At 58.8% G+C, this 25,211-nt stretch carries 16 protein-coding genes; 2 read left to right on the top strand and 14 right to left on the bottom strand.

Annotation, left to right across the window (positions count from 1 at the left end; genetic code table 11):
- Positions 1 to 146: 146 nt before the first annotated feature.
- From HRR99_RS12365 to HRR99_RS12315, 11 genes are all read right to left on the bottom strand, one after another.
- Positions 147 to 635, bottom strand: coding sequence for a MaoC family dehydratase (locus HRR99_RS12365; protein WP_233121930.1), 489 nt, complete (start codon positions 633 to 635; stop codon positions 147 to 149).
- A gap of 89 nt (positions 636 to 724) precedes the next feature.
- Positions 725 to 2,674: a glycogen debranching protein GlgX gene (gene glgX / locus HRR99_RS12360; RefSeq protein ID WP_233121929.1), complete on the bottom strand. Its 1,950-nt coding sequence runs from the start codon at positions 2,672 to 2,674 to the stop codon at positions 725 to 727.
- A gap of 218 nt (positions 2,675 to 2,892) precedes the next feature.
- A complete protein-coding gene (locus tag HRR99_RS12355; protein ID WP_233121928.1) occupies positions 2,893 to 4,524 on the bottom strand; it encodes an alpha-D-glucose phosphate-specific phosphoglucomutase in 1,632 nt (543 codons plus the stop codon).
- Positions 4,525 to 5,967: a glycogen synthase GlgA gene (gene glgA / locus HRR99_RS12350; RefSeq protein WP_233121927.1), complete on the bottom strand. Its 1,443-nt coding sequence runs from the start codon at positions 5,965 to 5,967 to the stop codon at positions 4,525 to 4,527.
- Positions 5,968 to 5,972: 5 nt separating this feature from the next.
- Positions 5,973 to 7,235, bottom strand: coding sequence for a glucose-1-phosphate adenylyltransferase (gene glgC, locus HRR99_RS12345; protein ID WP_111837550.1), 1,263 nt, complete (start codon positions 7,233 to 7,235; stop codon positions 5,973 to 5,975).
- Positions 7,236 to 7,304: 69 nt separating this feature from the next.
- Positions 7,305 to 9,512, bottom strand: a complete 2,208-nt coding sequence (glgB, locus tag HRR99_RS12340) for a 1,4-alpha-glucan branching protein GlgB (protein ID WP_233121926.1) — start codon at positions 9,510 to 9,512, stop codon at positions 7,305 to 7,307.
- A complete protein-coding gene (locus HRR99_RS12335) occupies positions 9,512 to 11,974 on the bottom strand; it encodes a glycogen/starch/alpha-glucan phosphorylase (RefSeq protein WP_233121925.1) in 2,463 nt (820 codons plus the stop codon). Before HRR99_RS12335 ends, glgB begins: the two co-directional genes overlap by 1 nt.
- A 227-nt stretch (positions 11,975 to 12,201) precedes the next feature.
- Entirely contained in the window at positions 12,202 to 13,434 is a 1,233-nt protein-coding gene (locus tag HRR99_RS12330) for a vWA domain-containing protein (RefSeq protein WP_233121924.1), read from the bottom strand.
- A 189-nt stretch (positions 13,435 to 13,623) separates the two neighbouring features.
- On the bottom strand, positions 13,624 to 14,505 hold the full coding sequence (locus tag HRR99_RS12325; RefSeq protein ID WP_233121923.1) for a transglutaminase family protein: 882 nt from the start codon (positions 14,503 to 14,505) through the stop codon (positions 13,624 to 13,626).
- Between the two features lie 3 nt (positions 14,506 to 14,508).
- Entirely contained in the window at positions 14,509 to 16,917 is a 2,409-nt protein-coding gene (locus HRR99_RS12320) for a circularly permuted type 2 ATP-grasp protein (RefSeq protein ID WP_422387269.1), read from the bottom strand.
- A gap of 1 nt (position 16,918) precedes the next feature.
- Positions 16,919 to 20,251, bottom strand: a complete 3,333-nt coding sequence (locus HRR99_RS12315) for a transglutaminase family protein (protein ID WP_233121921.1) — start codon at positions 20,249 to 20,251, stop codon at positions 16,919 to 16,921.
- A 256-nt stretch (positions 20,252 to 20,507) separates the two neighbouring features.
- Here HRR99_RS12315 and HRR99_RS12310 point away from each other — a divergent pair, with 256 nt between their 5' ends.
- A complete protein-coding gene (locus HRR99_RS12310; RefSeq protein WP_112498621.1) occupies positions 20,508 to 22,268 on the top strand; it encodes an ABC transporter ATP-binding protein/permease in 1,761 nt (586 codons plus the stop codon).
- A 3-nt stretch (positions 22,269 to 22,271) separates the two neighbouring features.
- Here the strand turns inward: HRR99_RS12310 and HRR99_RS12305 are convergent, their stop codons facing one another.
- The 3 genes from HRR99_RS12305 to HRR99_RS12295 all read right to left on the bottom strand — a co-directional run bounded on the left by HRR99_RS12305 (position 22,272) and on the right by HRR99_RS12295 (position 24,628).
- The gene (locus HRR99_RS12305) at positions 22,272 to 22,457 is read right to left on the bottom strand and encodes a hypothetical protein (RefSeq protein ID WP_111837557.1); all 186 of its coding nucleotides are present in this window, start codon (positions 22,455 to 22,457) and stop codon (positions 22,272 to 22,274) included.
- A 182-nt stretch (positions 22,458 to 22,639) separates the two neighbouring features.
- Positions 22,640 to 23,416, bottom strand: a complete 777-nt coding sequence (gene hisN / locus HRR99_RS12300) for a histidinol-phosphatase (protein ID WP_233121920.1) — start codon at positions 23,414 to 23,416, stop codon at positions 22,640 to 22,642.
- 327 nt (positions 23,417 to 23,743) lie between these two features.
- On the bottom strand, positions 23,744 to 24,628 hold the full coding sequence (locus HRR99_RS12295; RefSeq protein ID WP_111837559.1) for an N-formylglutamate amidohydrolase: 885 nt from the start codon (positions 24,626 to 24,628) through the stop codon (positions 23,744 to 23,746).
- A 182-nt stretch (positions 24,629 to 24,810) separates the two neighbouring features.
- Here HRR99_RS12295 and cpdR point away from each other — a divergent pair, with 182 nt between their 5' ends.
- Entirely contained in the window at positions 24,811 to 25,173 is a 363-nt protein-coding gene (gene cpdR, locus HRR99_RS12290; protein ID WP_027675545.1) for a cell cycle two-component system response regulator CpdR, read from the top strand.
- Positions 25,174 to 25,211 lie beyond the last annotated feature (38 nt).

The raw sequence follows: 25,211 nt of genomic DNA, 5'->3' as shown, positions 1-25,211 counted from the left end.
TCAATGCGTGTGGAATTCAACGCAGATTGGAAGAACATGTTCCCATGGTTTAGAGAAAACATTGCGCGCAATGTTTGCTGGCGATGTTTGTCCGATAAGAGAACGCGCAGTTCAACAGGAATGATGATGACGTTAGGATACTGGTCCTAATCCTCGTCCGGTCGGTCTTCCGGATTAAACTGGCTGATGGTGGTCCACCTCGCCGTCAGGGCTGGCTTCTTTTCGTCCTCGATTTCCACTGTCACGTCATAGGTGTTCATCAGCATGGCGCCGCCGCGAAAGCGGGCTTCGGCAAGGGTGAAGTGGCCGCGGATCCGGGCACCGCTTTTGACGGGGGCGACGAAGTGGAGTTTGTCGAAGCCGTAATTGATGCCCATGGTCTGCTCTCGGATTTTCGGCAGGGCGCTGTAGTTCATGGCAGAGAGCAGGGACAGCGTTAGAAAGCCGTGGGCAATGGTGCCGCCGAACGGGCTTTCGGCGGAGGCGCGCTCGGGATCGGTGTGGATGAACTGATCATCCAACGTTGCCTTGGCGAAGGCGTCGATCATCGCCTGATCGACCGTGATCCAGTCGGATATTCCAACTTCGGAACCGACAAGGTCTTTTACCTCGGATAGAGAGATTTCCTTGGGCATGGTTCCTCGCGACAAATGTTACGAAAGCAGCAGGGTGGAGTTTACAGGGGCAAGGCTAAAGAACAATCTTGTTTTTGCATCGCAGCAACTCACCGGATGTAAAATACGACGGAGCGGGCGGGCAGATAGGCCGGATTGCCGAAATCCGTGCCCAATGGCTTCCAGTCTCCCGGCAGGGTGAAAGGCACGACATCGCGGCTGCGGTTGAAGAGAATGGCAAGTTCGGCAGGAATGTCATGATGATTGTCATGGGTTTTCAACACCATGGCCAGTGGTACGCCTTGGGGGTTTTCCCAGTCCGCCACAGACATCGGCACGCCGGTGGCCGAGAGCCAGCGCACATCATCGGTGTTGGACGAGAAAAACGCATCTTGCGAGAAAACATCGAAGCGCCTGCGAAGCGCGGAGAGATAGGCCGTGTGGTCGATGATTTCGGGCGAGAGGTTTGCCCAGTCCACCCAGGTGATGGCGTTATCCTGACAATAGGCGTTGTTGTTGCCGCGTTGGCTGCGCCCGCCCTCATCGCCTGCCGTCAGCATGATGGTGCCACGGGTGACGAATAGCGTCGACAGCAGGGATTTGACATCGGCAATGCGCGCCGCGTTGATCGTCGGGTCGTCCGTGAGGCCCTCGACACCGTTGTTCCAGGAGTGATTTTCGTTGTGACCATCCCGGTTGTCTTCGCCATTGGCATCATTGTGCTTATGGGCGTGGGAAACGAGATCAAAGAGGGTAAAGCCGTCATGGGCGGCGAGGAAATTGATGCTGCGGGTACGGGTGCGGTTATGGCGCGAAAAAATGCCGGATGAGCCTGCCAGCGCATCGGCCAGCGCGCCTGTTGTGCCCGCATCGCCGCGCCAGTAGCGGCGTAAATCATCACGGGCGCGGTCGTTCCATTCGAGGAAGTTTTCGGGAAAATTGCCGAGCTGGTAACCGCCGGGACCGATGTCCCAAGGCTCGGCAATCATGATGCGATCGTGCAGGATTGGATCGGTGTGCATAGCATGGAGCGTCTGCGATGCCATATCGAAGCCTTCGTTTGTGCGTCCCATGATTGGGGCTAGGTCGAAGCGAAAGCCATCCACGCCCGCATGGGCCACAAAATGGCGCAACGTATCAAGGATGAGGCGGCGCACATGCGGATGGTCGCAGGCAACGGTGTTGCCGGTGCCGGTATCGTTGACCAGCGTGCCGGGGTTGTCTTTGGCGTGGCGGTAATAGTTGAGATTGTCGAGCCCGCGCAGCGATAGCGTCGCGCCGAAACGGTCGCTTTCGCCGGTGTGGTTGAAGACCAGATCGAGAATAGTGCCGATGCCGTTTTCATGCAGGGTGGCTACCGTATCGCGCAACTCGTCCACGCCACCGGGGCAAAGGCGCGGGTCGAGAGCCATGAAGCCGACGGGGTTGTAGCCCCAGCCATTGGTGAGACCGAGTGGCGGCAGGTGACGCTCATCGATCCAGGCGGTGATGGGCATCAGTTCGATGGCATCGACGCCGATGTGTTTCAGATGGGCGATGATGGCGGGGTGGGCGAGTGCGGAAACGGTGCCCCGGATGGCTTCGGGAACATCCGGGTGAAGCATGGTGAAGGGCGTGACGGCGACTTCGTAGATCAGGCCACCGGGGGTGAACTGCGGCGGTTGCTTCAGGGCTGGCGCGTGATGTCGCACGATCGCCTTCGGCATTGCGGCGGCGGTGTCTTCGCCGAACGTGTAGAGACTTGGATCGTGGGTGAATGTTCGGTCGATTTCAGTCGCGTAGGGGTCGAGCAGCAGTTTCGAGGGATCGAACCAGAGGCCGTGGTCGGGGGCGTAGATGCCGTTGGCGCGGAAGTTGTAGCGGGTGCCGACTGGGGCGTTGGTGGTGATGCGGTGGATGTCGTTGTCGCCGCGCTGCATCGTCAGGCGGGCGGTTTCGGTGGCGCCGGTCGGGTCGAAGATGCAGAGGTCGATTTGGGAGGCGTGGCGGGAGTAGACGGAGAATGCCGTGCCGGTTTCCGTCAGTGTTGCGCCGAGGCGGAAAGCGGTGGGGTTTGGCATGGGTTTCCGTTTTTTGGGTTTGTGGGTGGGGTTTACCCCCCTCTGCCCTGCCGGGCATCTCCCCCACAAGGAGGGAGATTGGCTGGGCGCGCTGACTTTACTTCAATCTCGACAGTTCAGATGACCGAAAGGTTGCTGCGAGTCGATCTCCCCACCTGTGGGGGAGATGCCCGGCAGGGCAGAGGGGGGTAAACCCCACCCGCTGCCCCAGCGAACCGTCACGTAATAACCGTCGGAGCATCACGTCCCGTATGTTTCTTGATCCCCGCAATCGCATCTGCCACCGAGATCAAATCGGCCAGAGCAGCCTGCGTTTCGATATTGTGGCGCGACGCATCGGCTTCGTAACGCTCGACATACAGGCGCAGTGTGGCACCCGATGTGCCGGTGCCCGACAGGCGGATGACGATGCGGGAGCCGCCTTCGAAGAGGATGCGGATGCCCTGGTTCTTGCTGACGGACTGGTCGACCGGGTCGTTATAGGCGAAGTCGTCGGCGGATTTGACCTTCAGCGCGCCGTAGGTGGTGCCGGGCAGGGTGGCGAGTTTTTCGCGCAGGATGGAGACGAGCGTGTTGGCGGCGTCGCTGTCGACCTCTTCGTAGTCGTGGCGTGAATAGTAGTTGCGGCCATATTCGGCCCAGTGCTTGGTGACGATATCCTTGACGCTTTCCTTGCGGACGGCGACGATGTTCAGCCAGAACAGAACGGCCCAGAGGCCGTCCTTTTCGCGGACGTGGTTGGAGCCGGTGCCGAAGCTTTCTTCGCCGCAGACGGTGACCTTGCCCGCGTCCAGAAGATTGCCGAAGAACTTCCAACCGGTCGGTGTCTCATACATGCCGATGCCGAGTTTTTCGGCCACGCGGTCTGCGGCAGCACTTGTCGGCATGGAGCGGGCGATGCCTGCAATGCCGGAGGCATAGCCGGGTGCCAGTGTCGCATTGGCGGCGATGATGGCAAGGCTGTCGGACGGGGTGACGAACATGCCCTTGCCGACCACCATGTTGCGGTCGCCGTCACCATCGGATGCTGCGCCGAAATCCGGGCCGTCGGCGCTCATCACGTCGTCATACATGTCCTTGGCGTGGACGAGGTTCGGGTCCGGGTGGTGGCCACCGAAGTCTGGCAAGGGAACGGAATTCCAAACGGAACCCGACGGCGCGCCGAGGCGCTTTTCAATGATTTCAACGGCATAAGGGCCAGTGACGGCGCTCATCGAGTCAACCACCACCTTGAAGCCGCCTGCAATCAGGTTGCGGATAGCGCCGAAATCGAACAGCTCTTCCATCAGTGTGGCGTAATCGGTCACGGGATCGATGACTTCGACTGTCATACCAGCCACATCGGAACTGCCGATGGTGTCGAGATCGATATCGGCGGCCTCGGCAATCTTGTAGGTCTGGATGTTCTTCGTGCGGTCAAAGATGGCGTCGGTGATTTTTTCCGGGGCTGGGCCGCCATTGCCGATGTTGTACTTGATACCGAAATCTTCGTTGGGGCCGCCGGGGTTATGGCTGGCTGAAAGCACGATGCCGCCGAAGGCCTTGTATTTGCGGATGATGTTGGACGCCGCAGGCGTTGATAGAATCCCGCCCTGACCGACCAGCACCTTGCCGAAACCGGCGGCTGCGGCCATTTTGATAGCCTTCTGGATGACTTCGCGATTGTAATAACGACCGTCGCCGCCGATCACCAGCGCTTGGCCCGCAAAGCCTTCAAGGCTGTCGAAGATCGACTGGATGAAGTTTTCCGCGTAGTTTTCCTGCGCGAAGACCGGCACTTTCTTGCGCAGGCCCGATGTGCCGGGCTTCTGGTCCTGAAATGCTGTGGTCTGAACGGTCTTGATGGTCATTTACTGGCCTTTCGAAATAAGTTGGGCGTAGAGCGCGGCGTAAAGGCCAGCGCTTTTTTCCCAGGAAACATCCGATTTCATGCCCTGCTTCTGCATCTGCGTCCACAGTTTCTGATCGTGATAATAGCGCACCGTGCGCCTGATAGCCTGGCGCAAGCCTTCCGGCGTGATCGAGGTGAATTGCACGCCGGTTGCCACCTTCGCGGCAACGGCTGCGTGGTTGGCATCGATAACCGTATCGTTCAGCCCGCCGTTTCGCGCAACCACAGGAATACAGCCGTAGCGCAGCGCATAAAGCTGGGTCAGGCCGCAAGGTTCGAAGCGCGAGGGGATGATGATGGCATCGCAGCCCGCCTGCATGAGGTGAGACAGCGGTTCGTTGTAGCCGATGGCTACGCCGACGCGGCCCGGATGGCGCGAGGCTGCGGCCAGAAGAGCACCTTCCAGCGCAATCTCGCCAGCACCCAACACGACCAGACGTCCGCCCATGGCGACGATGTCATCCACGACCTCGGTGACGAGATCGATACCCTTTTGCCATGTCAGGCGCGAGACCACGCAAAACAGCGGGCCGTCCCCCTGATCGATGCGGAAATGATTGGCGACCGAAACCTTGTTGCGCGCCCGCAGCTTGAGGTTGGCGGCGGAATAATTGTCGTTGATGAGGTGGTCGGTTGCGGGGTTCCAGACCTCTGCGTCGATACCATTGACGATGCCATGCATGACATGGGCGCGGCTTCTGATAACGCCATCCAGCCCCATGCCGAATTCCGGCGTCAGAATTTCCTCTGCATAGGATGGGCTGACCGTGCTGATGGCCGTTGATGTCTGCACGCCGCCTTTGAGGAAGCTGATATCGTTGTAGTATTCGATGCTTTCCGTGTTGAAGGCATGGGCGGGCAGGCCCAACTGGCTAAAGATATTTGCGCCGAACTGACCCTGAAACGCGATGTTGTGGATGGTGAGAACGCTGGGAATTTCCGGCGTTTCTGCATAGCGCATGTAGACCGGCGCCATAGCCGCCTGCCAGTCGTGGGCGTGCAGTAGGTCCGGTTGCCAATCCGCCAGCTTGCCCTGCGCAATTTGGGCTGCGGCCAGAGACAGGGCTGCAAAGCGCTTCCAGTTATCCTCGAAATCCTTGCCGGTGGAATCGAGGTAGGGGCCAGCCGGGCGGTCGAAGTAAGCGGGTGCATCGAGGATCAGGAGGTCCAGCCCCTCATGATGCGCTTCCAACAAATCGGCGCTTTCGCCCAAGAGGTCGGTGAATTCGGCGATCTTGACCGCATCCGATACCGCCGCCTTGACGGCGGGATAGCCGGGAACCAGCGTGCGGGTGGTAACGCCATAGGCCTTGAGCGCGATGGGAAGCGCGCCAGCGACATCGGCGAGCCCCCCGGTCTTGATGAGTGGATAGACTTCGGATGCAACCGACAGAACATTCATGGGGTCTACAAATCCAGCTTGTCGATCATCGATTGGGTGATGAGGCAAATGCCGCTATCTGTCCGGCGGAAGCGCTTTGCGTCCAGGTCATGGTCCTCTCCAACGACGAGCCCTTCTGGAATGACGACGCCATGGTCGATCACCACGTTGCTGAGCTGCGCGTGGCGTCCGATTTTCACACTCGGCAGCACAACGGCATTCTCAAGGCGTGAGTAGGAATTGGCCCGGACACCGGTGAACAACAGGCTGCGATTGAGCGACGAGCCGGAGATGATGCAGTCACCCGCGACGACAGACGAGGTCGCCGAACCCCGGCGGTTTTCATCGTCATGCACGAATTTGGCAGGCGGCAGGATTTCCGCATAGGTCCAGATCGGCCAGGACTTGTCGTAGATGTCGAGGTCGGGAACGATATCGGTGAGGTCAATATTGGCCTGCCAGTATGCATCGATGGTACCGACATCGCGCCAGTAAGGACCATTTTCAAAATCGGAACGTACGCAGGACGATGCGAAACGGTGAGCCACGGCCTTACCATGCTGCACGATATGGGGAATGATATCCTTGCCGAAATCGCGGCTGGAATTCGGGTCGGCAGCATCGCGACGCAGGCATTCCATCAGGAATTTCGTGTGGAACACGTAGATGCCCATGGACGCCAGGGCGAAATCCGGATTGCCGGGAATGCCTGGCGGATCGGCGGGCTTTTCGATGAAATCGATGATTTCATCCTTCTCGTTGACGTGCATGACGCCAAAACCGACGGCTTCCATGCGCGGCACTTCAAGGCAGCCGATGGTGACATCGGCACCTGAGTCCACATGCTGTTGCAGCATGTATTCATAGTCCATCTTGTAAATGTGGTCGCCCGCCAGAATGACCATATATTCCGGGCCGTGGGACTCGATGATGTCGATGTTCTGGAAGACCGCGTCGGCGGTGCCTTCATACCACTGCGTTTCGGATACGCGCTGGGAGGCGGGCAGAATATCGAAACTTTCGTTACGTTCGGGACGGAAGAAGTCCCAGCCGCGCTGGAGGTGGCGGATCAGCGAGTGGGCCTTGTACTGGGTGGCAACGCCAATGCGGCGAATACCGGAATTGAGTGCATTCGACAGGGCGAAATCGATGATGCGCGCCTTGCCGCCGAAATAGACGGCAGGCTTTGCGCGACGGTCGGTGAGTTCCTTCAGGCGGCTGCCACGGCCACCGGCCAGCACATAGGCCATTGCATCACGTGCCAGTGGCTGAATTCTTTTTTCACTCATTGCATTCCTCCCATAAAATTCCCGTATTTTCTTTCATGTCTCCGCACCGGGCCTTGCGGCCCCGCAGGGTCAAGCTTCCAGTTCCAGCATGATGACGGCAAGCGGCGGCAATGTCAGCGTCGCTCCGATCGTGCCGCCTGCATCGACGGCCTGCACGCGTCCGCCATTGCCTTTGCCGGTGCCGCCGTAAATCTCGGCATCGGTGTTGAGAACCTCGCGCCAGCGGCCGGCGGTGGGCAGCGGCACGTAGAAATTCTCGCGATAGACAGGCGTCAGGTTGCTGATGACCGCCACCGGTTTTTCACCGGGTGCCAAGCGAAGCCATGCAAAAACGGAGTTTTCATGGTCATCCGCCGAAAGCCACTGGAAGCCCTCCGGTTCACAATCGCGCGCATGCAGCGCGGCTTTCGAGCGGTACATGAAGTTGAGATCGCGCACGAGGCGGCGCATGCCCTCATGCATATGATATTGCAGCAGGTTCCAGTCGAGCGACGACTTCTCGCTCCATTCGCTCCACTGTGCGAATTCCTGGCCCATGAACAGCAGCTTCTTGCCGGGATAACCCCACATGAAGGCGTAATAGGCGCGAAGGTTGGCGAATTTCTGCCAGTCATCTCCCGGCATCTTGGCAATCATCGAGCCCTTGCCGTGCACCACTTCGTCATGGGAAATCGGCAGCACGAAATTTTCTGAGAAGGCATAGAGCAGGCCGAAGCTGAGTTCCTGATGGTGGAACTTGCGGTGCACAGGCTCGCGCTGGAAATAGCTCAGCGTGTCATGCATGAAGCCCATGTTCCACTTAAAGCCGAAACCGAGACCGCCCTCATGAACCGGCTGCGATACCTTCGGCCACGAGGTGGATTCTTCGGCGATGGTCATAACGCCGGGATGGTTGCCGTAGATCAGCGTGTTCATCTGCTGGAGGAAACGCACGGATTCCAGGTTCTCACGACCGCCATATTCATTGGGCACCCACTCGCCTTCCTTGCGGGAATAATCGAGATAGAGCATGGACGCTACGGCATCGACGCGCAGGCCATCGAGATGGAATTTCTCGGCCCAGTAGAGTGCGTTGTTGATGAGGTAAGACATGACCTCGACGCGACCGAAATTGTAGATCGCGGTATTCCAGTCCGGGTGGAAACCCTGACGTGGATCGGCATGTTCGTAAAGGGCCGACCCATCGAACCATTTCAGACCGTGCTCATCGACCGGGAAGTGGGCGGGCACCCAGTCCAGAATGACGCCGATACCAACCTTGTGCGCGCCATTGACGAAGCGGGCAAAGCCTTCGGGCTCGCCGAAACGCGCGGTCGGGGCATAGAGGCCGGTGGTCTGATAGCCCCAGGACGGATCATAGGGGTGCTCGGTTACAGGCATGAATTCGATATGGGTAAAGCCCATGTCGGCGCAGTAGGGGATGAGCCGTGCGGCCAGTTCGTCCCATGTCAGAAACTCGCCATTGTCGTTGTACTGCCACGATGAGGCATGCACTTCGTAGATGCTGATCGGCTGGCGGCGCTGGTCTATGCTGGCCCAGTGCTTGCGGTGTGCCTCATCGCTCCACTCCTGAACAAGTTCCGGTGTGGTGACCGAAGCATTCTTCGGGCGCAGTTCGGCGCGGCGGGCATAGGGGTCGGCTTTCAGCGGCAGCAACTCGCCATGCGGGCCGATGATTTCGAATTTGTAGCTGCAACCGGCATAAACGTCCGGCGCAAAGATTTCCCAGATGCCGGTGTCCTTGCGGAAGCGCATGACATGGCGGCGACCGTCCCAATTGTTGAAGTCACCGACGACCGACACGCGCCGCGCATTCGGTGCCCAGACGGCAAAGTGAAAACCTTCGACGCCTTCCAGCTTCAATGGGTGCGCGCCCATCTTGTCGAACAGGCGAAGATGCGAGCCTTCCCGCACGAGGTAGTCGTCCATGGGGCCGAGAACGGGACCGAAACTATAGGGATCGGTCACCGCCCATTCTGCATCGTCACGCAGGGCTCTGTAGCGAACAGGCTGGCGCTTCGAAATCTCGATCGGTCCTTCGAAGAAGCCATCCGCATCGGTCCGCGTCAGCTCCCCGGCGACCGTGCCATCAAGGGTCATGACCGTTACTTCTTCCGCACCGGGAATGAAGCAACGGGCCACGAAGCCGTCCGGCGTCTGGTGAACGCCGAGCACGGCAAAGGGGTTGGAATGCAAACCGCTCTTGATTGCCTCGATTTCCGCCGGGTTGATGGCGCCAGTCTTTTTGTCGTCGGCAGTGTTGAGCGGTTTCTTCATCAGGCCCTCCAGATTTCGGTTGCATATTGCCGGATCGTCCGGTCGGACGAGAACCAGCCCATGCGTGCCGTATTGCGTACGGTTTTTTCGTACCAGCTCGAAGGATCGCTCCAGATTGCGTCGACATCACGCTGTGCCTGGGCGTAAGCGTCGAAATCGGCGGCGACCATGAACCAGTCATTGTTATAGATGCCGTCCATCAGTTCCGAAAAACGGGACCGGTCATCAGGCGAGAAGACGCCAGAGGCGATGGATGACAGCGCCTGCGACAGTTCAGCGGAATTTTCGATGATGGCGCGCGGATCGTGACCTTCCGAGCGTGCCTGCGAAACCTCTTCTGCGGTCTTGCCGAAAATGACGATATTGTCCTTGCCGACATGCTCAAGCATTTCGACATTGGCACCGTCGAGCGTGCCGATGGTCAGCGCGCCGTTCAGACCGAATTTCATGTTGCCGGTGCCGGATGCTTCCATGCCAGCCGTCGAAATCTGCTCTGACAGGTCAGCAGCCGGAACCATGATTTCGGCAAGGGACACGTTATAATTTGGAATGAAAACCACTTTCAGAAGACCCCGCACCGCCGGATCGTTATTGATGACACGCGCGATATCATTGGCGAGCTTTATGATCAGCTTGGCGTTGTGATAACTCGGTGCTGCTTTGCCAGCGAAGAACTTAACGCGTGGCACCCAATCCAGTTCCGGGCGTGAGCGGATTTGATCATAAAGAGCAACGGCTTCGACGAGGTTCAGAAGCTGGCGCTTATATTCGTGGATGCGCTTGATCTGAATATCGAACATAGCGGATGGATCGAGGCGGATGCCCATGCGCTGTGCCACGACATTGGCAAGGCGCGCCTTGTTCTGCCGCTTGATTTCGGCAAACTTTTCGCGAAAGCCCTTGTCTTCGGCAAAACGGTCGAGTGCTGCGAGCTTTTCGGCATCGTCAAGGAATTCGTCGCCGATGGACTGGCGGATGAGGTCCGTCAGGCCCGGATTGCACTGCATAAGCCAGCGGCGTGGGGTGATGCCGTTGGTCTTGTTGTTGATGCGGTCCGGGTAGAGCTTGTGCAGGTCGGAAAACACCGTGACCTTCATGAGCTCTGTGTGAAGCGCCGACACGCCGTTGATGGAATGCGAGCCGATGAAGGCGAGGTTGCCCATGCGCACCCGGCGTTCTCCGCCTTCTTCGATCAGCGAAATGGAGCGGACCTGCTGGTCGCTCATCGTCTGTTCCTTGCGGGCAACCAGAAGGGTGTTGGCATTGATCGCGTAGATGATCTGCATGTGACGTGGCAGCAGGCGTTCCAGCAGCGGCACTGGCCAGCTTTCCAGCGCTTCGGGCAGAAGCGTGTGGTTGGTGTAGGAGAAGGTGCCGCGCGTCAGTGTCCAGGCCTCTTCGAATTCCATGCCGTGAATATCGCACAGAAGGCGCATCAATTCGGCGATGGAAATGGCCGGATGCGTGTCGTTGAGCTGGATGGAGACCTTTTCCGGCAGATTGGTCAGGTCGGGATATTGCTGCAAGTGGCGGCGCAGAATGTCCTGAAGCGAGGCCGACGAGAAGAAATATTCCTGGCGCAGACGCAGCTCCTGACCGGCAGGATTGGCATCCGCAGGGTAGAGAACGCGGGTCAGGGCCTCGGCCTTGTTGCTTTCTCTGAGAGCACCGATGTGGTCGCCCGCATTGAAGGCGTCAAGCAGAATCGGGTCGATCGGCTGGGCAGACCAGAGGCGCAGCGTGTTGACGCGGGTGCCGCGCCAGCCGACGACCGGCGTGTCGAAGGCGGTGGCGATGACGCGCTCGGCAGGCTTCCAGACGAAGCGCTGCGGCTCTTCATAGCCGCCGACGGTCTCGACGGAACCGCCGTAACCGATTTCGTAGGAGCTTTCACGACGCTCGAATTCCCAGGGGTTGCCGTGTGCAAGCCATGTCTCGGGCAGTTCCACCTGCCAGCCGTCGGCCATCTGCTGGCGGAACAGGCCGTGCACGTAACGGATGCCGTAGCCATAGGCCGGGATATCGACGGTCGCCATGGATTCCATGAAACAGGCAGCGAGACGGCCAAGGCCGCCATTACCAAGGGCGGCATCCGGCTCCAGACCGGCAATGACGTCGAACTCGACACCCAGCGATGTCAGCGCATCCTTGATTTCGCCCATCAGGCCAAGGTTGGAGATGGCATCGCGCATCAGGCGACCGATGAGGAATTCCAGCGACAGATAATAAACGCGCTTGCTGTCGTGCTGATAGGCTTTGCGGGTAGATTCCATCCACTTGTCGATGACGCGGTCTCTGATGACCAGAATGGTGGCGGTCAGCCAGTCGTGCGGCTTGGCAACCTTGACGTCCTTGCCGATGCGGTAGGTCAGTCGCTCGATGATTTCGGAAGCGAGAACTTCTGGTTCCGAACTACGCGGGGCGGGACGAGGAAGATCGTTGGTGACGAGTTTATTGATCATTGGTCGGTCAGCACCTTGTTGGGAGGAGAGTGTCTGATTCTGTCGATCCGGCATGCCAGTTATACCAGTGATTTATGCACCGATATCGGGCCGTGGCAACAGCCGTTTTGTCGGAAACGTGAATGACTTAGAGAGATATGACAGGGTTATGGACATGATGTGAAAATAACAAAAAACCACGAAAACCGATGTGGTTTCCGTGGTCTATCAAATAGGCGTTAAGGATTTCAGTTGGTCAGGCGGCTGACATTTCCAGAGGCTTTTCGGGCGATATCACCAAAGGCAGCAACGATTTCTTCCATATTTTCCGGCGCGTAATAGTTGTCCGCGCTGGTGGCGCAGGCCTGGAGAAGCGATTTGCCCTTGGGCGGCGCCATGAAGGCGACGGTGAAGATGTCGATATCGTCGGCCTTCGCTTTGGCGCAGGTGGCGCGCACTGAAGCATCCACCGCCGCGTTCCAGCTGTTGCTCGATCCGGTCATTTCACCATCCGTCATCAAAACAATGTATCGCTTGAACGAAAGATTGCCTTTCTTCTTGTGCTCGTCACTTTCTTTGGTGTTGGTACTTTTCAGTGCGTTGAAGGCGGTAATGAGCGCGGCGTCCGCATTGGTTCCGCCTTCCGGGACGAGCGGGATGGCTTGCACATAGGCATTGGCCTTTTGCGTTCCCCAGTCGATATCCTGCCCGGCAAAGCTTTTGTCGTTATAGGCGATTGCGCCGGTGCGGACAAAGGTCGATTCAGGTGATCCGCTCGCCTTGTAGGTGATATCGGATGTGTTGAGGGTCGCCACCAGATAGTTGACGGCGGTTTTTAGCGAGGTGCTCTTTGCCACGTAACACGGGCTCGAGGCTTTAACCGTCGAGGGTTTCGAGGTCCAGTTCTCCACCGTGAAATTCTGACAGGAGCTTTTGCTTTTGTCGATCGTATCGGTCTTGAAGGACATTGAGCCGGAGCGGTCCAGGACAAGATACATCGATAGCGGCGAGCCGTTGTTGAAGCTGCTTTCGGACGTGCTGGTGGCGCTGAGTGTCAGCGTTTTGGCGCCGATGAAGCTCAGCAGCGGGTTCAGCGGCATTTTGTAGCTGACGGTGGTGGCGATGCGGAAGCCATCGCCCTTGGATGTCTTGAACCGGGAAGCGACCGAGTTGATGTTCTCGTCCAGCTCTTGCTTGTCGGCAGGCTTCAGTTCCTTTGCGAAATCCGTCGCACCGAGGAATTGTTTCACTTCTGCCTTGAGCTGGTCGTCGCTCAACTTGCCCTCGGTCTCACGAAACTTGGTGGCGGCAGCAAGCGTGCCCGAATCGGCTGCGTTCTGGAGATCGGATTTGACCTGCAGGGCCTTGGTCAGTTCAAGACCAGCGCCCGCAAAACCCATCAGCAAAGGCAGCGTCAGCGCCGTCATCATGGCAAAATTGCCCTGTCTGTCTGTCAGCAGTGCGCGCACCCGTTTCGTCATTCCGGCCCCATTGAACATCATGTCCGCCCGTTCGATTATCGTATGGAATCACCACTACCTACAGGCGATGTAGATTTTCCTAACGTAACGTGAGTAAATTTATCGAGTGCTGGAAACGGGACAGGTTTTTGTCGTGAAACGAGGCTCTGTGCCGTTGCGACACGGGTTTCGTTCCATTTTGGTGCAGCTTCAATGCTTGACGGGAATGACGTCGACGGCCTGCGTGGTCTGCTGGTTGCCGTAGCTTTTCAGCACGCCGATAACGGGGGCGATATCGGCGTAATCTCGACCGTAGCCGACTACGATGTGGTCGCTGCCAGCGACGATGTCATTGGTCGGGTCGAGTTCGATGTAACCCGTCGCCTCTCCACACCAGACGCGCACCCAGGCATGCATGGCGTCTGCACCTTCCAGCCGTTCCTTGCCCGCTGGCGGTATGGTGCGCAGGAAGCCGCTGACGTAACCGGCAGGAATGCCGAGGCTGCGCAGTGCCGAAATCATGATATGCGAGAAATCCTGGCAAACGCCGCGTTTTAGCTTGAAGGCTTCCGCCGGTGTGGTGTCTACCGTGGTCGCTTCGCCATCATATTTGAAGTCCTTGTAGATGCGCTTGCACAGCGCCATCGCGATTTCGCGGATGGTCATGCCGGGCTGGATCGTTTCGCGGGCGTAGGCCGCAATGGCTGCGTTCTCACCGATGCGCGGGCTGATGCCTGCCAGATGATGCGGTGACTGTGGATCGAGCGACCAGACGCTGGCCAGTTCGGCGGGCAGTCTCGCAAGTTGCGGCGAGAAATCTGCCGTCAGAGACGGGCTCTCCACGGACACGCGAGCCTGCATGCGGATATCCAGCTTGTCGTGGGAGGCGCGCAGGAAAACGGACGTAGCGCTTTGCTGGAAAAAATCATTGAAGACGGTGCGCTCATCCGGGGAGGGGGAAACGCTGAGCGTGCCTGCGATCAGCCTTTGCCGACCGGGGATGGACAGCGGCATGATGCGGATGATGTGGCGCGCGCCGGATGCCAGCGTATCGTAGATATAGCCCATGTGCAGCGTCAGATCGTAGAGCATGGCTTATCCGAGATATGTCTGGGCGAGAAGGTCCGAGAGATGTTCGAGATCCTGCTCCAATTGCCGGAAGACGGCGGGCGACAGGTTTTCTGGCGTCATCACGGCAAGGCCGGAATGGACGCGCATGACCTCGCGGTAGAAGGGCGACATCTGCCCGTTGACGAAAGCATTGGGCAGCTGCTCCACCTCGGTGCGGATTTCGTTGAGTTGGAACAGAATGGAGCGCGGGTTGAGCGGATCGAGGCCAAGCAGGTCCATTACCGTCAGTGCTGCCGTGTTGACGTTGTAGCGGCGGCGATGGGTCATGACGCTGTCGCCGATTTCGAGCAGCATGTCATGGGAACCGTCAGGCGCATCCGGCCCGCTCATATGGCCCAGAAGACGGGTGAGATGCAGGCCGCGTTCCAGATAACGACCGATGGACAGGAACCGCCAGCCGGTGAAGCGGTACATGTTTTCATGCACCAAACCGGCAAAGCCCGCCAGCTTGCGCAAGAGAACCGTCATGGCGTGGGTGGCGTCATCACCCGCGGCCACCTTGCTCTGGAAGCGGCGGGCGGTTTTGGCCAGATCGTTCAGCGCCAGCCAGCCATCGGGTGAGAAACGGTCTCTGATATTGCTGGCGGAATAAATGGCGCTGTTGAGATTGGCGATGAGGCTTGCGGGAACGGCTTCCTCTACGTCAATATCCACGGTTTCGAGGTATTCGGTGACGTGGGCCAGAAGCGGCTGCTTCGGATCGGCGGATTCAGCATAGCGAGCGTGCCATGCGCGCAGGATGCGTAACGCCCCTTCTGCGCGCTCGATATAACGGCCCAGCCAGAAGAGATTATCGGCGGCGCGGCTCGGCAGGCTGCCGGGCATGTTGCGGATGAAGTTTTCTTCCGCTGGCAAAAGCGTGGTGCGTTCCACCGGCTTGTCGGAGACGATCCAGACATCGGCAGCACTGCCGCCTGCCTGCATGGCGATGGCCGCGGTATCGTTGCTGCGGCCGATGCGGGCAAAGCCACCGGGCATGACCTGCCAGCCATCCTGCGTACGGGCCGCGAAGACGCGCAAGCTCATAGGGCGGGGCACCAGTTTGCCATCGACAAAAGCGGGGGTTGTGGACAGCGTGACGACTTCCTGGCCGACGAGCTTGTGGCCGTCGCTTGCCAGCCAGTCACCGATAGAATCCTTGGCCGTTTCGCGCAGCGAAGAACCGAGAACCGACTGGCCGTTATCATCGAAGAAGGGCAGGCGCGAATAGGCCGGGCCGATGACCATGCGTTCGATATTGCGCGCAACATGTTCGCGCTCGGACGGCTGGCCGCACCACCATGTGGCGATGGACGGCATTGCCAAATCTTCGCCCAGCAGATGGCGGCAGATGGCGGGCATGAAGGCGAGCAGCGCACGGGTTTCGAGAATGCCGGACCCCAGCGCATTGACCATGCTGAGCGAGCCGGAGCGCAGCGCCTGCACCATGCCGGGCGTGCCGATATGGGAGTTCTGGTCCAGCTCCAGCGGGTCGGTATAGGAGGCATCGAGGCGCCGCCACAACACGCCGATAGGCTTTAAACCGGCCACGGTGCGGACCATGACGCGGTTGTTGACGACGGTGAGGTCTTCACCTTCCAGCAGCATGAAGCCGAGATAGCGGGCGATATAGGCGTGTTCGAAATAGGTTTCGCTGGCGGGGCCGGGCGTTAGAACCGCGATGCGGTCATCCGGGTGCTGGCGGTGAGATTGCAGCGTATCGCGAAACGCGCCGAAGAAGGAGGCGAGGCGGTGGACATGGGATTCGGCGTAGATATCGGAAAAGGCGCGGGTGGTGGCGACGCGGTTTTCCAGCGCAAAGCCCGCGCCCGATGGTGCCTGCGTGCGGTCTGCCAGCACCCACCAGTGACCATCAGGCCCGCGTCCTATTTCGAACGAACAGAAATGCAGATAGTGGCCATCCGCCGGTTTCACGCCCACGAGCGGACGCAGATATTCCGGGTTGGAGGCAAGCAGCGACGGCGGCACGTAACCCTGTTGGACCAGCCGGTTTTCACCGTAAAAATCCGCAACGATGCTCTCCAGCAGATTGGCGCGCTGAATGAGCCCGTGGGAGACCGCTTCCCATTCCTTGTCGTCGATCAGGACGGGAATATGGGAAATCGGCCAGTTGCGCTCGGTGTTTCCCTGCGCGCTGTAATCGCGGTAAAACACGCCGGCGTCGCGCAGGTAACGGTCGGTGCGGGCAAAGCGCTCATGCAATTCGCGCTCTTCCATGCGGGAAAGCGCGTTGACGAAAGGCTGCCAGACGGGGCGGATGCGACCATTGATATCCAGCATTTCATCAGCAATTCCGGGCATGGAACGATAATCCAGCATGGAGGCCATGCCGGGTTTATCATTTGTCCGTTCCATTGCCGGTGCCTTTGCCAAGTCACACTCCCTGCGGGCGTCTCAAATCAAGCGTCAGCGGGAATTCCGGCGACGCAGCTTCCGGCCACAACGTATATTGGCCGGCAGTGTGCCCCCAGGGCTCGAAACGGGCAAGCCTTCTGGCTTCCGCTTCGTTTCCGTTGATGGGGAACGTCTCATAGGTGCGTCCGCCCGGATGGGCAACATGATAGATGCAGCCACCGATCGATCTGTTCGACCATGTATCATATATATCGAAGGTTAGCGGTGTGTTGACCGGCAAGGCCGGGTGAAGACCCTGCGAGGGCTGCCATGCCTTGAAGCGCACACCAGCGACCGAGACGCCCGAGTTTTCCGTCTGCTTCAGTGGCACGGCGCGACCGTTGCAGGCCACCGTGTAACGCGACGGGTTGGAGGTTTCCAGCCGCACCTGCAAACGCTCCACGGAGCTGTCCACATACCGCACGGTGCCGCCGATGGCACCCTGTTCGCCCATGACATGCCATGGCTCCAGCGCCTGACGCAGTTCGAGCTTCGAGCCTTCATATTCGACTTCGCCGAAGAAGGGGAAGCGAAACTCCAGCTGGGCGGCAAACCATTCCGGTTTCACGTCGAAGCCGTTTTCCTTCAGGTCTGCGAGAACATCGAGGAAATCCGCCCAGATGTAATGCGGCAGCATGAAACGGTCGGCCAGCGCCGTTCCCCAGCGCACGAATTTTCCGCCGACAGGGTTCTTCCAGAAGCGGGCGATGATGGCACGCACCAGCAATTGCTGGGCCAGCGACATGCGGGCATTCGGCGGCATTTCGAAGCCACGGAATTCCACTAGGCCCAAGCGACCCGTCGGGCCATCCGGGGAGAACAGCTTGTCGATGCAAATCTCGGAGCGGTGGGTGTTGCCGGTGACATCCGTCAGCAGATTGCGGAACAGGCGGTCGACCAGCCATGGCAGCGGCGGTGCTTCGCCGTTGCCCGGCATAGGCACCTGCGCCATGGCGATTTCCAGCTCGTACATGCTGTCATGACGGGCTTCATCGATGCGCGGTGCCTGGCTTGTCGGGCCGATGAACAGGCCGGAGAAGAGATAGGACAGCGAGGGGTGACGCTGCCAGTGCAGCACGAGGCTCTTCAACAGGTCGGGACGGCGCAGGAACGGGCTGTCATTGGGGTTGGCACCGCCCACCACCACATGGTTGCCGCCGCCGGTGCCGGTGTGGCGACCGTCGATCATGAATTTATCCGCACCCAGCCGTGTCTGACGTGCGTCTTCATACACGGCAGTGGTGATGTCGACGCAATCCTTCCAGCTGGCCGCCGGGTGGATGTTGACTTCGATAACACCGGGATCGGGCGCGACGCGGATGACGTTCATGCGCTCGTCATGCGGCGGGGTATAGCCCTCAATGTGGACGGGAAGGCCAAGATCGGTCGCGGCTTTTTCAGCGGCGGCGACGAGATCGAGATAGTCCTCGATCTCTTCCACCGGCGGCATGAAGACGCACAGACGTCCATCGCGCGCTTCCACCGACAAAGCGGTGCGGACTTCGCCGTTGATATCGCTGATCGATTGCTCGATGCGCTCCTGCGTTGCCCCTTCCGAGGCCTGAAACGAAGCTTCCGGCAGAACGCGTTCGGTGGGTGCCACGGCATCCGGCAGAGGGCCACGGGTCACCGATGGATCGGCCGGATGGATATAGGGGAATTTCGATGGCGGCACGTGGGGTAGGGTGCCGAGCGGAATGCGGTAGCCAACCGGGCTATCACCGGGAACGAGGAAGATGCGGCCGCGCCGGGTCTTCCACTTCTCACTCATCCAGCGCTTTTCGGATGTCGCCTTAGCATTCCAAGCCTGCACAGGCAGAATGTAGCCAGTCGGCGTCGTCAGGCCGCGCTCGAACACGCGGGCGATGCGGTTGCGCTCTTCCGGGTCCTTCAGCTTGGAATTGGATGGATCGACATTGTCAGGCAGGTTGCCTTCCTTGATCAGCCATTCCGCCGGGTCTTCGTAAGCCGGCAGCACCAGTTCCGGGGCGATGCCGATATTGGCGGCGATGTTGGTCAGAAGCTTTTCGGCATCTTCCGAGGTGACACCGGTATCGGCACCTTCGCGGGCGACCAGATCGGGATTGTGCCAGACGGACTGGCCGTCCTTGCGCCAATAGAGCGAAAACGTCCAGCGAGGCAGGCTTTCGCCGGGGTACCACTTGCCCTGACCGTAATGCAGGAAGCCGTTGGGGGCGAAGCGCTCGCGCAGCTTGCGGATCAGCACATCGGCCTTTTCCCGCTTGGTCGGTCCAACCGCGTCTGTGTTCCATTCGCCCGATTCGAAATCATCGATCGAAACAAAGGTAGGCTCGCCGCCCATGGTGAGGCGCACATCCTGTTGCGCCAGAACCTTGTCAACCTCTTCGCCCAAGGCGTTCAGGCGGTCCCAGCTTTCGTCCGAAAAGGGCTTGGTGATGCGCGGATGTTCGGCCACGCGGGTGACCTTCATATCGAAGGCGAATTCGGTGTTGGCCTGGCCATAATAGCCGCCGGAAATGGGGGCGGCATTGCTGAAATGCGGGGTTGCGGCCAGCGGCACATGGCTTTCGCCGGTCAGCAGGCCCGAGGTCGGGTCAAGCCCGACCCAACCCGCGCCGGGAAGATAGACTTCCGCCCAGGCGTGAAGATCGGTGAAGTCCACCTCGGTTCCCGAGGGGCCGTCCAGCGCCTTCAAATCCGGTGTCAATTGAATGAGATAACCAGACACGAAGCGGGCGGCAAAGCCGAGATGGCGCAGGATTTGCACCAGCAGCCAGCTCGTGTCGCGGCACGAGCCCTTGGCGGTTCCCAGCGTTTCCTCGGGCGTCTGCACACCGGTTTCCATGCGGATGACATAGCCGATTTCGCTTTGCAGCCGGGCATTGAGACCGACGACCATATCCACGGTGGGTTGGCCCGCCGTCCAGTCGAGGGTTTTCAGGTAGTTTTCCAGAAGCGGGCCCGTCGGCTCTGGTGTCTGGTAGATCGACAGGTCGGCCTTCAACGTTTCGGGATATTCAAAAGGCCAGTAGGTGGCGCTTTCCTCCACGAAAAAGTCGAAGGGATTATAGACCGTCATATCCGCGACAAGATCGACCTCGATGCGGAATTCCGTTACCGGATCAGGAAAGACGTAACGCGCCAGAAAATTGCCGTAAGGGTCCTGTTGTAAATTGACGAAGTGATTGGCGGGGGAGACCTTGAGCGAGTGGCTGATGACGTGGGTACGAGAATGCGGCGCAGGCTTCAATCTGATGATCTGCGGTCCGAGGCGAATCGGACTGTCATATTTATAATGCGTCAGATGATAGATGCTTGCTTTGATTGACATACTTGCCCTTGCCCGGTTTTTCCGGTTTGCGCGGATTGTCCGCCCCTCTTGATTGCTTGGACTTTGTGCAATGCACGCAAATAAAGCAAGGAACATTTCAGTGCCGGGTGGCATTGCTGCAGACCGTCTTGGTCCAGGCCGTGCGTGGGACGTAGACAAGCCCCCGCGTCATGCTATTGCTGTCACGACACGCACCTATAGTCGACGCCTGTAGAACTGCTGGAATTCGAATCATTATGGAAATGGCAAGGTACTGATGGCGCAAGGTAATCTGTCCACGGAGACAACCGGCCACCCGTCATTCGATCTGGATTTCAGGTCTCAATTGAAGATGATGGGTAGTGCGTTCTGGACGTCTCCCGTCCGGGGCAGGCTGATTGCGCTGATGTGTGCGCTGCTGACCATCATCCTTGTCACCGCCTATGGGCAGGTCAAGCTGAACGAGTGGAACGCACCTTTCTACAACGCGCTGGAACGGCGCGATCTGAACTCGTTTCTGCACCAGCTTCAGGTGTTTGCGATGATTGCAGGCTCGCTGCTGCTTCTCAACGTCTTTCAGACCTGGCTGAACCAGATGACGGCGCTGAACATGCGCGAGGGCCTGGCGAAAGACATGGTCGACCAGTGGTTTAAGCCGGGCCGGGCCGCAAGGCTTTCCGGCTTCGGTGCCATTGCCGTCAACCCGGACCAGCGCCTGCATGACGATGTGCGCAACCTTGCTGAAAGCAGCACGGCCCTGGCCATCGGCCTCGTCAACGCCACCATTCTGTTGGTCAGCTTCATCGGTGTTCTCTGGGGTCTGTCTGCCGGTTTTGCCATAGAGATCAGCGGCAAGATGGTTGAAATACCGGGCTATATGGTCTGGGCGGCACTGATTTATGCGGGCTCGGCATCGCTGCTGAGCAACCTTGTCGGTTACCGGCTGGTGCCGCTGAATGCGGAGCGCTATTCCAAGGAAGCGGAGCTACGCTTTTCCCTGATGCGGGCCAGCGAAAACCTGACGGCGATTACGCTGGCGCGCGGCGAAAAGAACGAGCGTCATCGCATCGGTGAAGACATCAACGCTGTTCTGGTCGTCATTCGTGGCCTTGCCATGGCGCTGACGCATCTGACGTGGGTATCGTCAGGCTACGGCTGGCTTGCCATCGTTGCTCCCATTCTGATCGCTGCCCCGGTTTACTTCTCCGGGCATTTAAGCTTCGGCGGGCTGATGATGGCGGTGGGCGCCTTCAATCAGGTCAATGTGGCACTGCGCTGGTACATCGACAATTTCGGCCCGATCGCTGCGTGGAAAGCCAATTTGCAGCGCGTCTCTGTTTTCCGCAATGCCCTGATCCAGATGGACAGCGTGGAGCGCCACGGCAACGCCATCGACATCGAACGGACCACGACCGGTTCGATCCGGCTGACATCCGTCGAGATATGCCCTGAGGTTGGCGGGCAGGATATGTCGCGTGTGTTCCGTCTGCGCGAGGCGCCGGTGGAGATCAATGTCGGAGACCGGCTGATGGTCAACGGCGACCAGGGCGTCAACCGTCGCCTGTTCTTTGCCGCCATTGCCGGGCTGTGGCCTTGGGGGCGCGGCACCATTTCCATGCCGCCGCGAGAGGAAACGCTATTCATCGCACAGCACGGATATTTACCGGCAGCCCCCTTGCGTGAGATTCTGTGCTATCCGCGCAGCCCGCAGAAGTTCAAGGAACAGGATTTTCTGGATGCCATGCAGCAATGCGGTCTCGGCCACATCATCCCGCGCATGGACGACAATATTCGCTGGGACAAGAAGTTTGATTCCGACGAGCAAGCCTGCGTTCGGGTGGCCAATGCTGTTTTGCTGAAACCGCGCTGGCTATTTATCGACGACCTCCTGGAAGGGCTGGAGAAAGAAACGGTCGATACGCTGTCTGCCGTGCTGGCTGGCATGACCGATACCGCGATTGTCTATATTGGCCGCTCTGAGACCATTCTTCAGGTCCTGTCGCCGCGCGTGCTGCATCTCGATCTGATCAAGGCGTAGAGCTTAGAGTTTTGCCAGCTTCGGGCTGGCGTCCACGGATGTCGTGTCGAAAACGGATGTTGGTGTTGCTCCGCGCATGAGCGCCAGTGGTGTCGCCATGACGACGATGGCTAGAGCGAGCAAAGCAGCGATGATGACCCAGTCGCAACGCTGTTGCTTGACGGTATTCCCACTCCAGTCATATGCCATAGCGATCCTCGCGTATATCAGTAGATGAAGATAAAAGAATTCAACGCCAGAGTGCCGTAGTATGGTTAACCAACGGTTACTTTTTCGTCTCATCGCTTTCATTTCTCGAGGATGGTCTGCAGTTTTGGCGATATATCGCGGTGTTGGCGCGAAAATAACAGCAACTTAACCGCGCAATGGACTTACATTCCTGAAAGATGCGCAAGCGCCTGTTCGTGCAAGGCCTTGCTGCCAGCGGCGATGATGCGACCGGCTGCCTCCGGCCTGCCGCCATCCCAGTTGGTGATGACGCCCCCTGCCTGTTCGATGATGGGAATGAGTGCGCCGACATCATAGGGTTTCAGGCCGGATTCGATGACGAGATCGACATGACCGGCGGCCAGCAGGGCGTAGGCATAGCAATCCACGCCATAGCGGAACAGGCGCACCTGTTCTTCCACCGGTTTGTAACGGGCGGCTTCCTGCGGGGTGAAGATATGCGGGGAGGTGGTGAACAGAATGGCGTCCGCCAGCGTCTCGCATGCGCGGGTCTTGATCTGTCGGTCGCCGCCGGGGCCGAAATACCAAGAGGCCTGTCCATCGGCAAAATAACGCTCGCCGGTAAAGGGTTGGTCCATCACACCCATGGTGGCGCGGCCAGAAGACTGAAAGCCGATCAGCGTGCCCCAGACCGGCAGGCCCGAGATGAAGGCGCGGGTGCCGTCGATGGGATCGATGACCCAGACATGTTCGCGATCGATCCCCACGCTACCGTGCTCTTCACCCAAAATGCCGTGGTCAGGAAAATGCTCCGTGATCAGAGCGCGAATGGCCGTTTCCGCCGCCTGATCGCCCTCCGTCACCGGATCATATCCGCCATCCTGCTTGTTGGCGACGGCGGTGCCGATGCGAAACCGTGGCAGCGTTTCCGCCTTGGCGGCATCGGCAATACGAAAGAAGAAATCGCGATCTGGCAGCATCAGAACCTCACCATTTTGAACCCGAAGAGGACATAACCCGCTTCCATGGCTGACGTCCACCACGATGTGTCGCGCTGCCTGAAACTCAAAATGAAGCAATTTCGATTTAGCGCCGACCAATAAACGCGCAGCGCGCGATAAATTGCATATAATGTAGGCGGAAATAAAATTGATTGACAAATGAGCATGTTGTCAGTAGCTTCATGACACAGTCTTTGACTGTAAATACCCTCCTTGGGTGTTTCCTCCCTAGACTTGACCGCGCCAAGGCGCGGTTTTTTTTGGCCGCGTGGCGGTGTTTTTAAAAAGCGCTGGGGAAGGAGGCCGCTATTCGGCGGCGAAGGCCATGTCGAGGGCGTATTCCGACACGAATGCCGAGAGCTGGCGCATGAAGGTATCGAGCGCAGATTGCACGGCATAGAACTCAGCCGTTTTCAGAAGCGTTTTCTCGTCCACATACAGTGCCCGGCTGACCTCGATCTGCAAGGCGTGCAGCGAGCGGGTTGGGCGTCCATAATGTTCTGTTATGAAGCCGCCCGCATAAGGCTTGTTGCAGACGGCGGTAAAGCCCAGCTCTTCCAGAAAATAAAGGGCCGCGCGGGATATTTCCGCAGACGCGCTGGTGCCGTAACGGTCGCCGATGATGACGTCCGGGCGGATGTTGGAACTGGCAAGCCGGATATTGCCCGGCATGGAGTGGCAATCGATCAGCACTGCCATGCCGAAACTGGCGTGGGTGCGCGACACGAGCTTGCGCAGGCAGGCGTGATAAGGCTTGTAGATGCTTTCGACGCGGCTGATGCCTTCATCCACGGACAGGCGATGAGCGTAGATATCCATGTTCTCAGCCACGATGCGCGGCACGGTGCCAAGGCCGCCCGCCACGCGCATGGAGCCTATATTGGCGTATGACGGCAAGGCGCCATCGAACATGCGCGGATCAAGCTCATATGGCTCGCGGTTCACATCCAGATAGGCGCGGGGAAAGTTGGCCTTGAGCATAGGCGCGCCGATATCGGTCGCCCCGGAAAACAGCTCATCGACGTAATGATCCTCTGATCTTCGGATTTCATAGGCGTTCAGCCGGGATGATTCGAGGAAAGAAACGGGGTAGCAGCGACCGCTATGGGGGGAGTTATATACGAACGGAATGCTGTGAACGGCGGGTTCGTGCACCTCGAAGAGTTCGTACTCGCCCGTGACCCAGTCCATTCCGCCCCGTTTACCATGTCATAATTCTGCCAGAAGCTTCATGTTGCCAGTTAAGGCAGAGCAAGTCCATACTGTGCAGCAGTCGTCCGAGTCCTGATTCTACCGTTCACATGATATTTACTGAGAATGCGGTATGATCGGGATAAGGTATTCCCAATAAATCAGAAGTTACGGTCATTTAAATGGTACAGAAAATTCTTCTTGCGGAAGATGACAATGATATGCGCCGCTTCCTCGTGAAGGCGCTGGAGAAAGCTGGTTACAAGGTTTCCTCCTTCGACAACGGCGCAAGCGCCTATGACCGGCTTCGTGAAGAGCCCTTCTCGCTGCTGCTGACCGACATCGTCATGCCGGAAATGGACGGCATCGAACTGGCCCGCCGCGCCACCGAACTCGACCCCGACCTCAAGGTCATGTTCATCACCGGCTTCGCAGCTGTCGCCCTCAACGCTGATTCGAAGGCACCGAAGGACGCAAAGGTCCTTTCCAAGCCTTTCCACCTGCGCGATCTGGTCGACGAAGTGAACAAACTCCTTGTGGCGTAAGGCCTCGCATAAACCTTTCACAAAACTGAAAAAAAGCA

The organism is Agrobacterium vaccinii, assembly GCF_021310995.1.
Taxonomy (GTDB): Bacteria; Pseudomonadota; Alphaproteobacteria; order Rhizobiales; family Rhizobiaceae; genus Agrobacterium; species Agrobacterium vaccinii.
The sequence above is the reverse complement of the archived record's forward strand: the minus strand, read 5'-3'. Positions and strand labels throughout refer to the sequence as shown.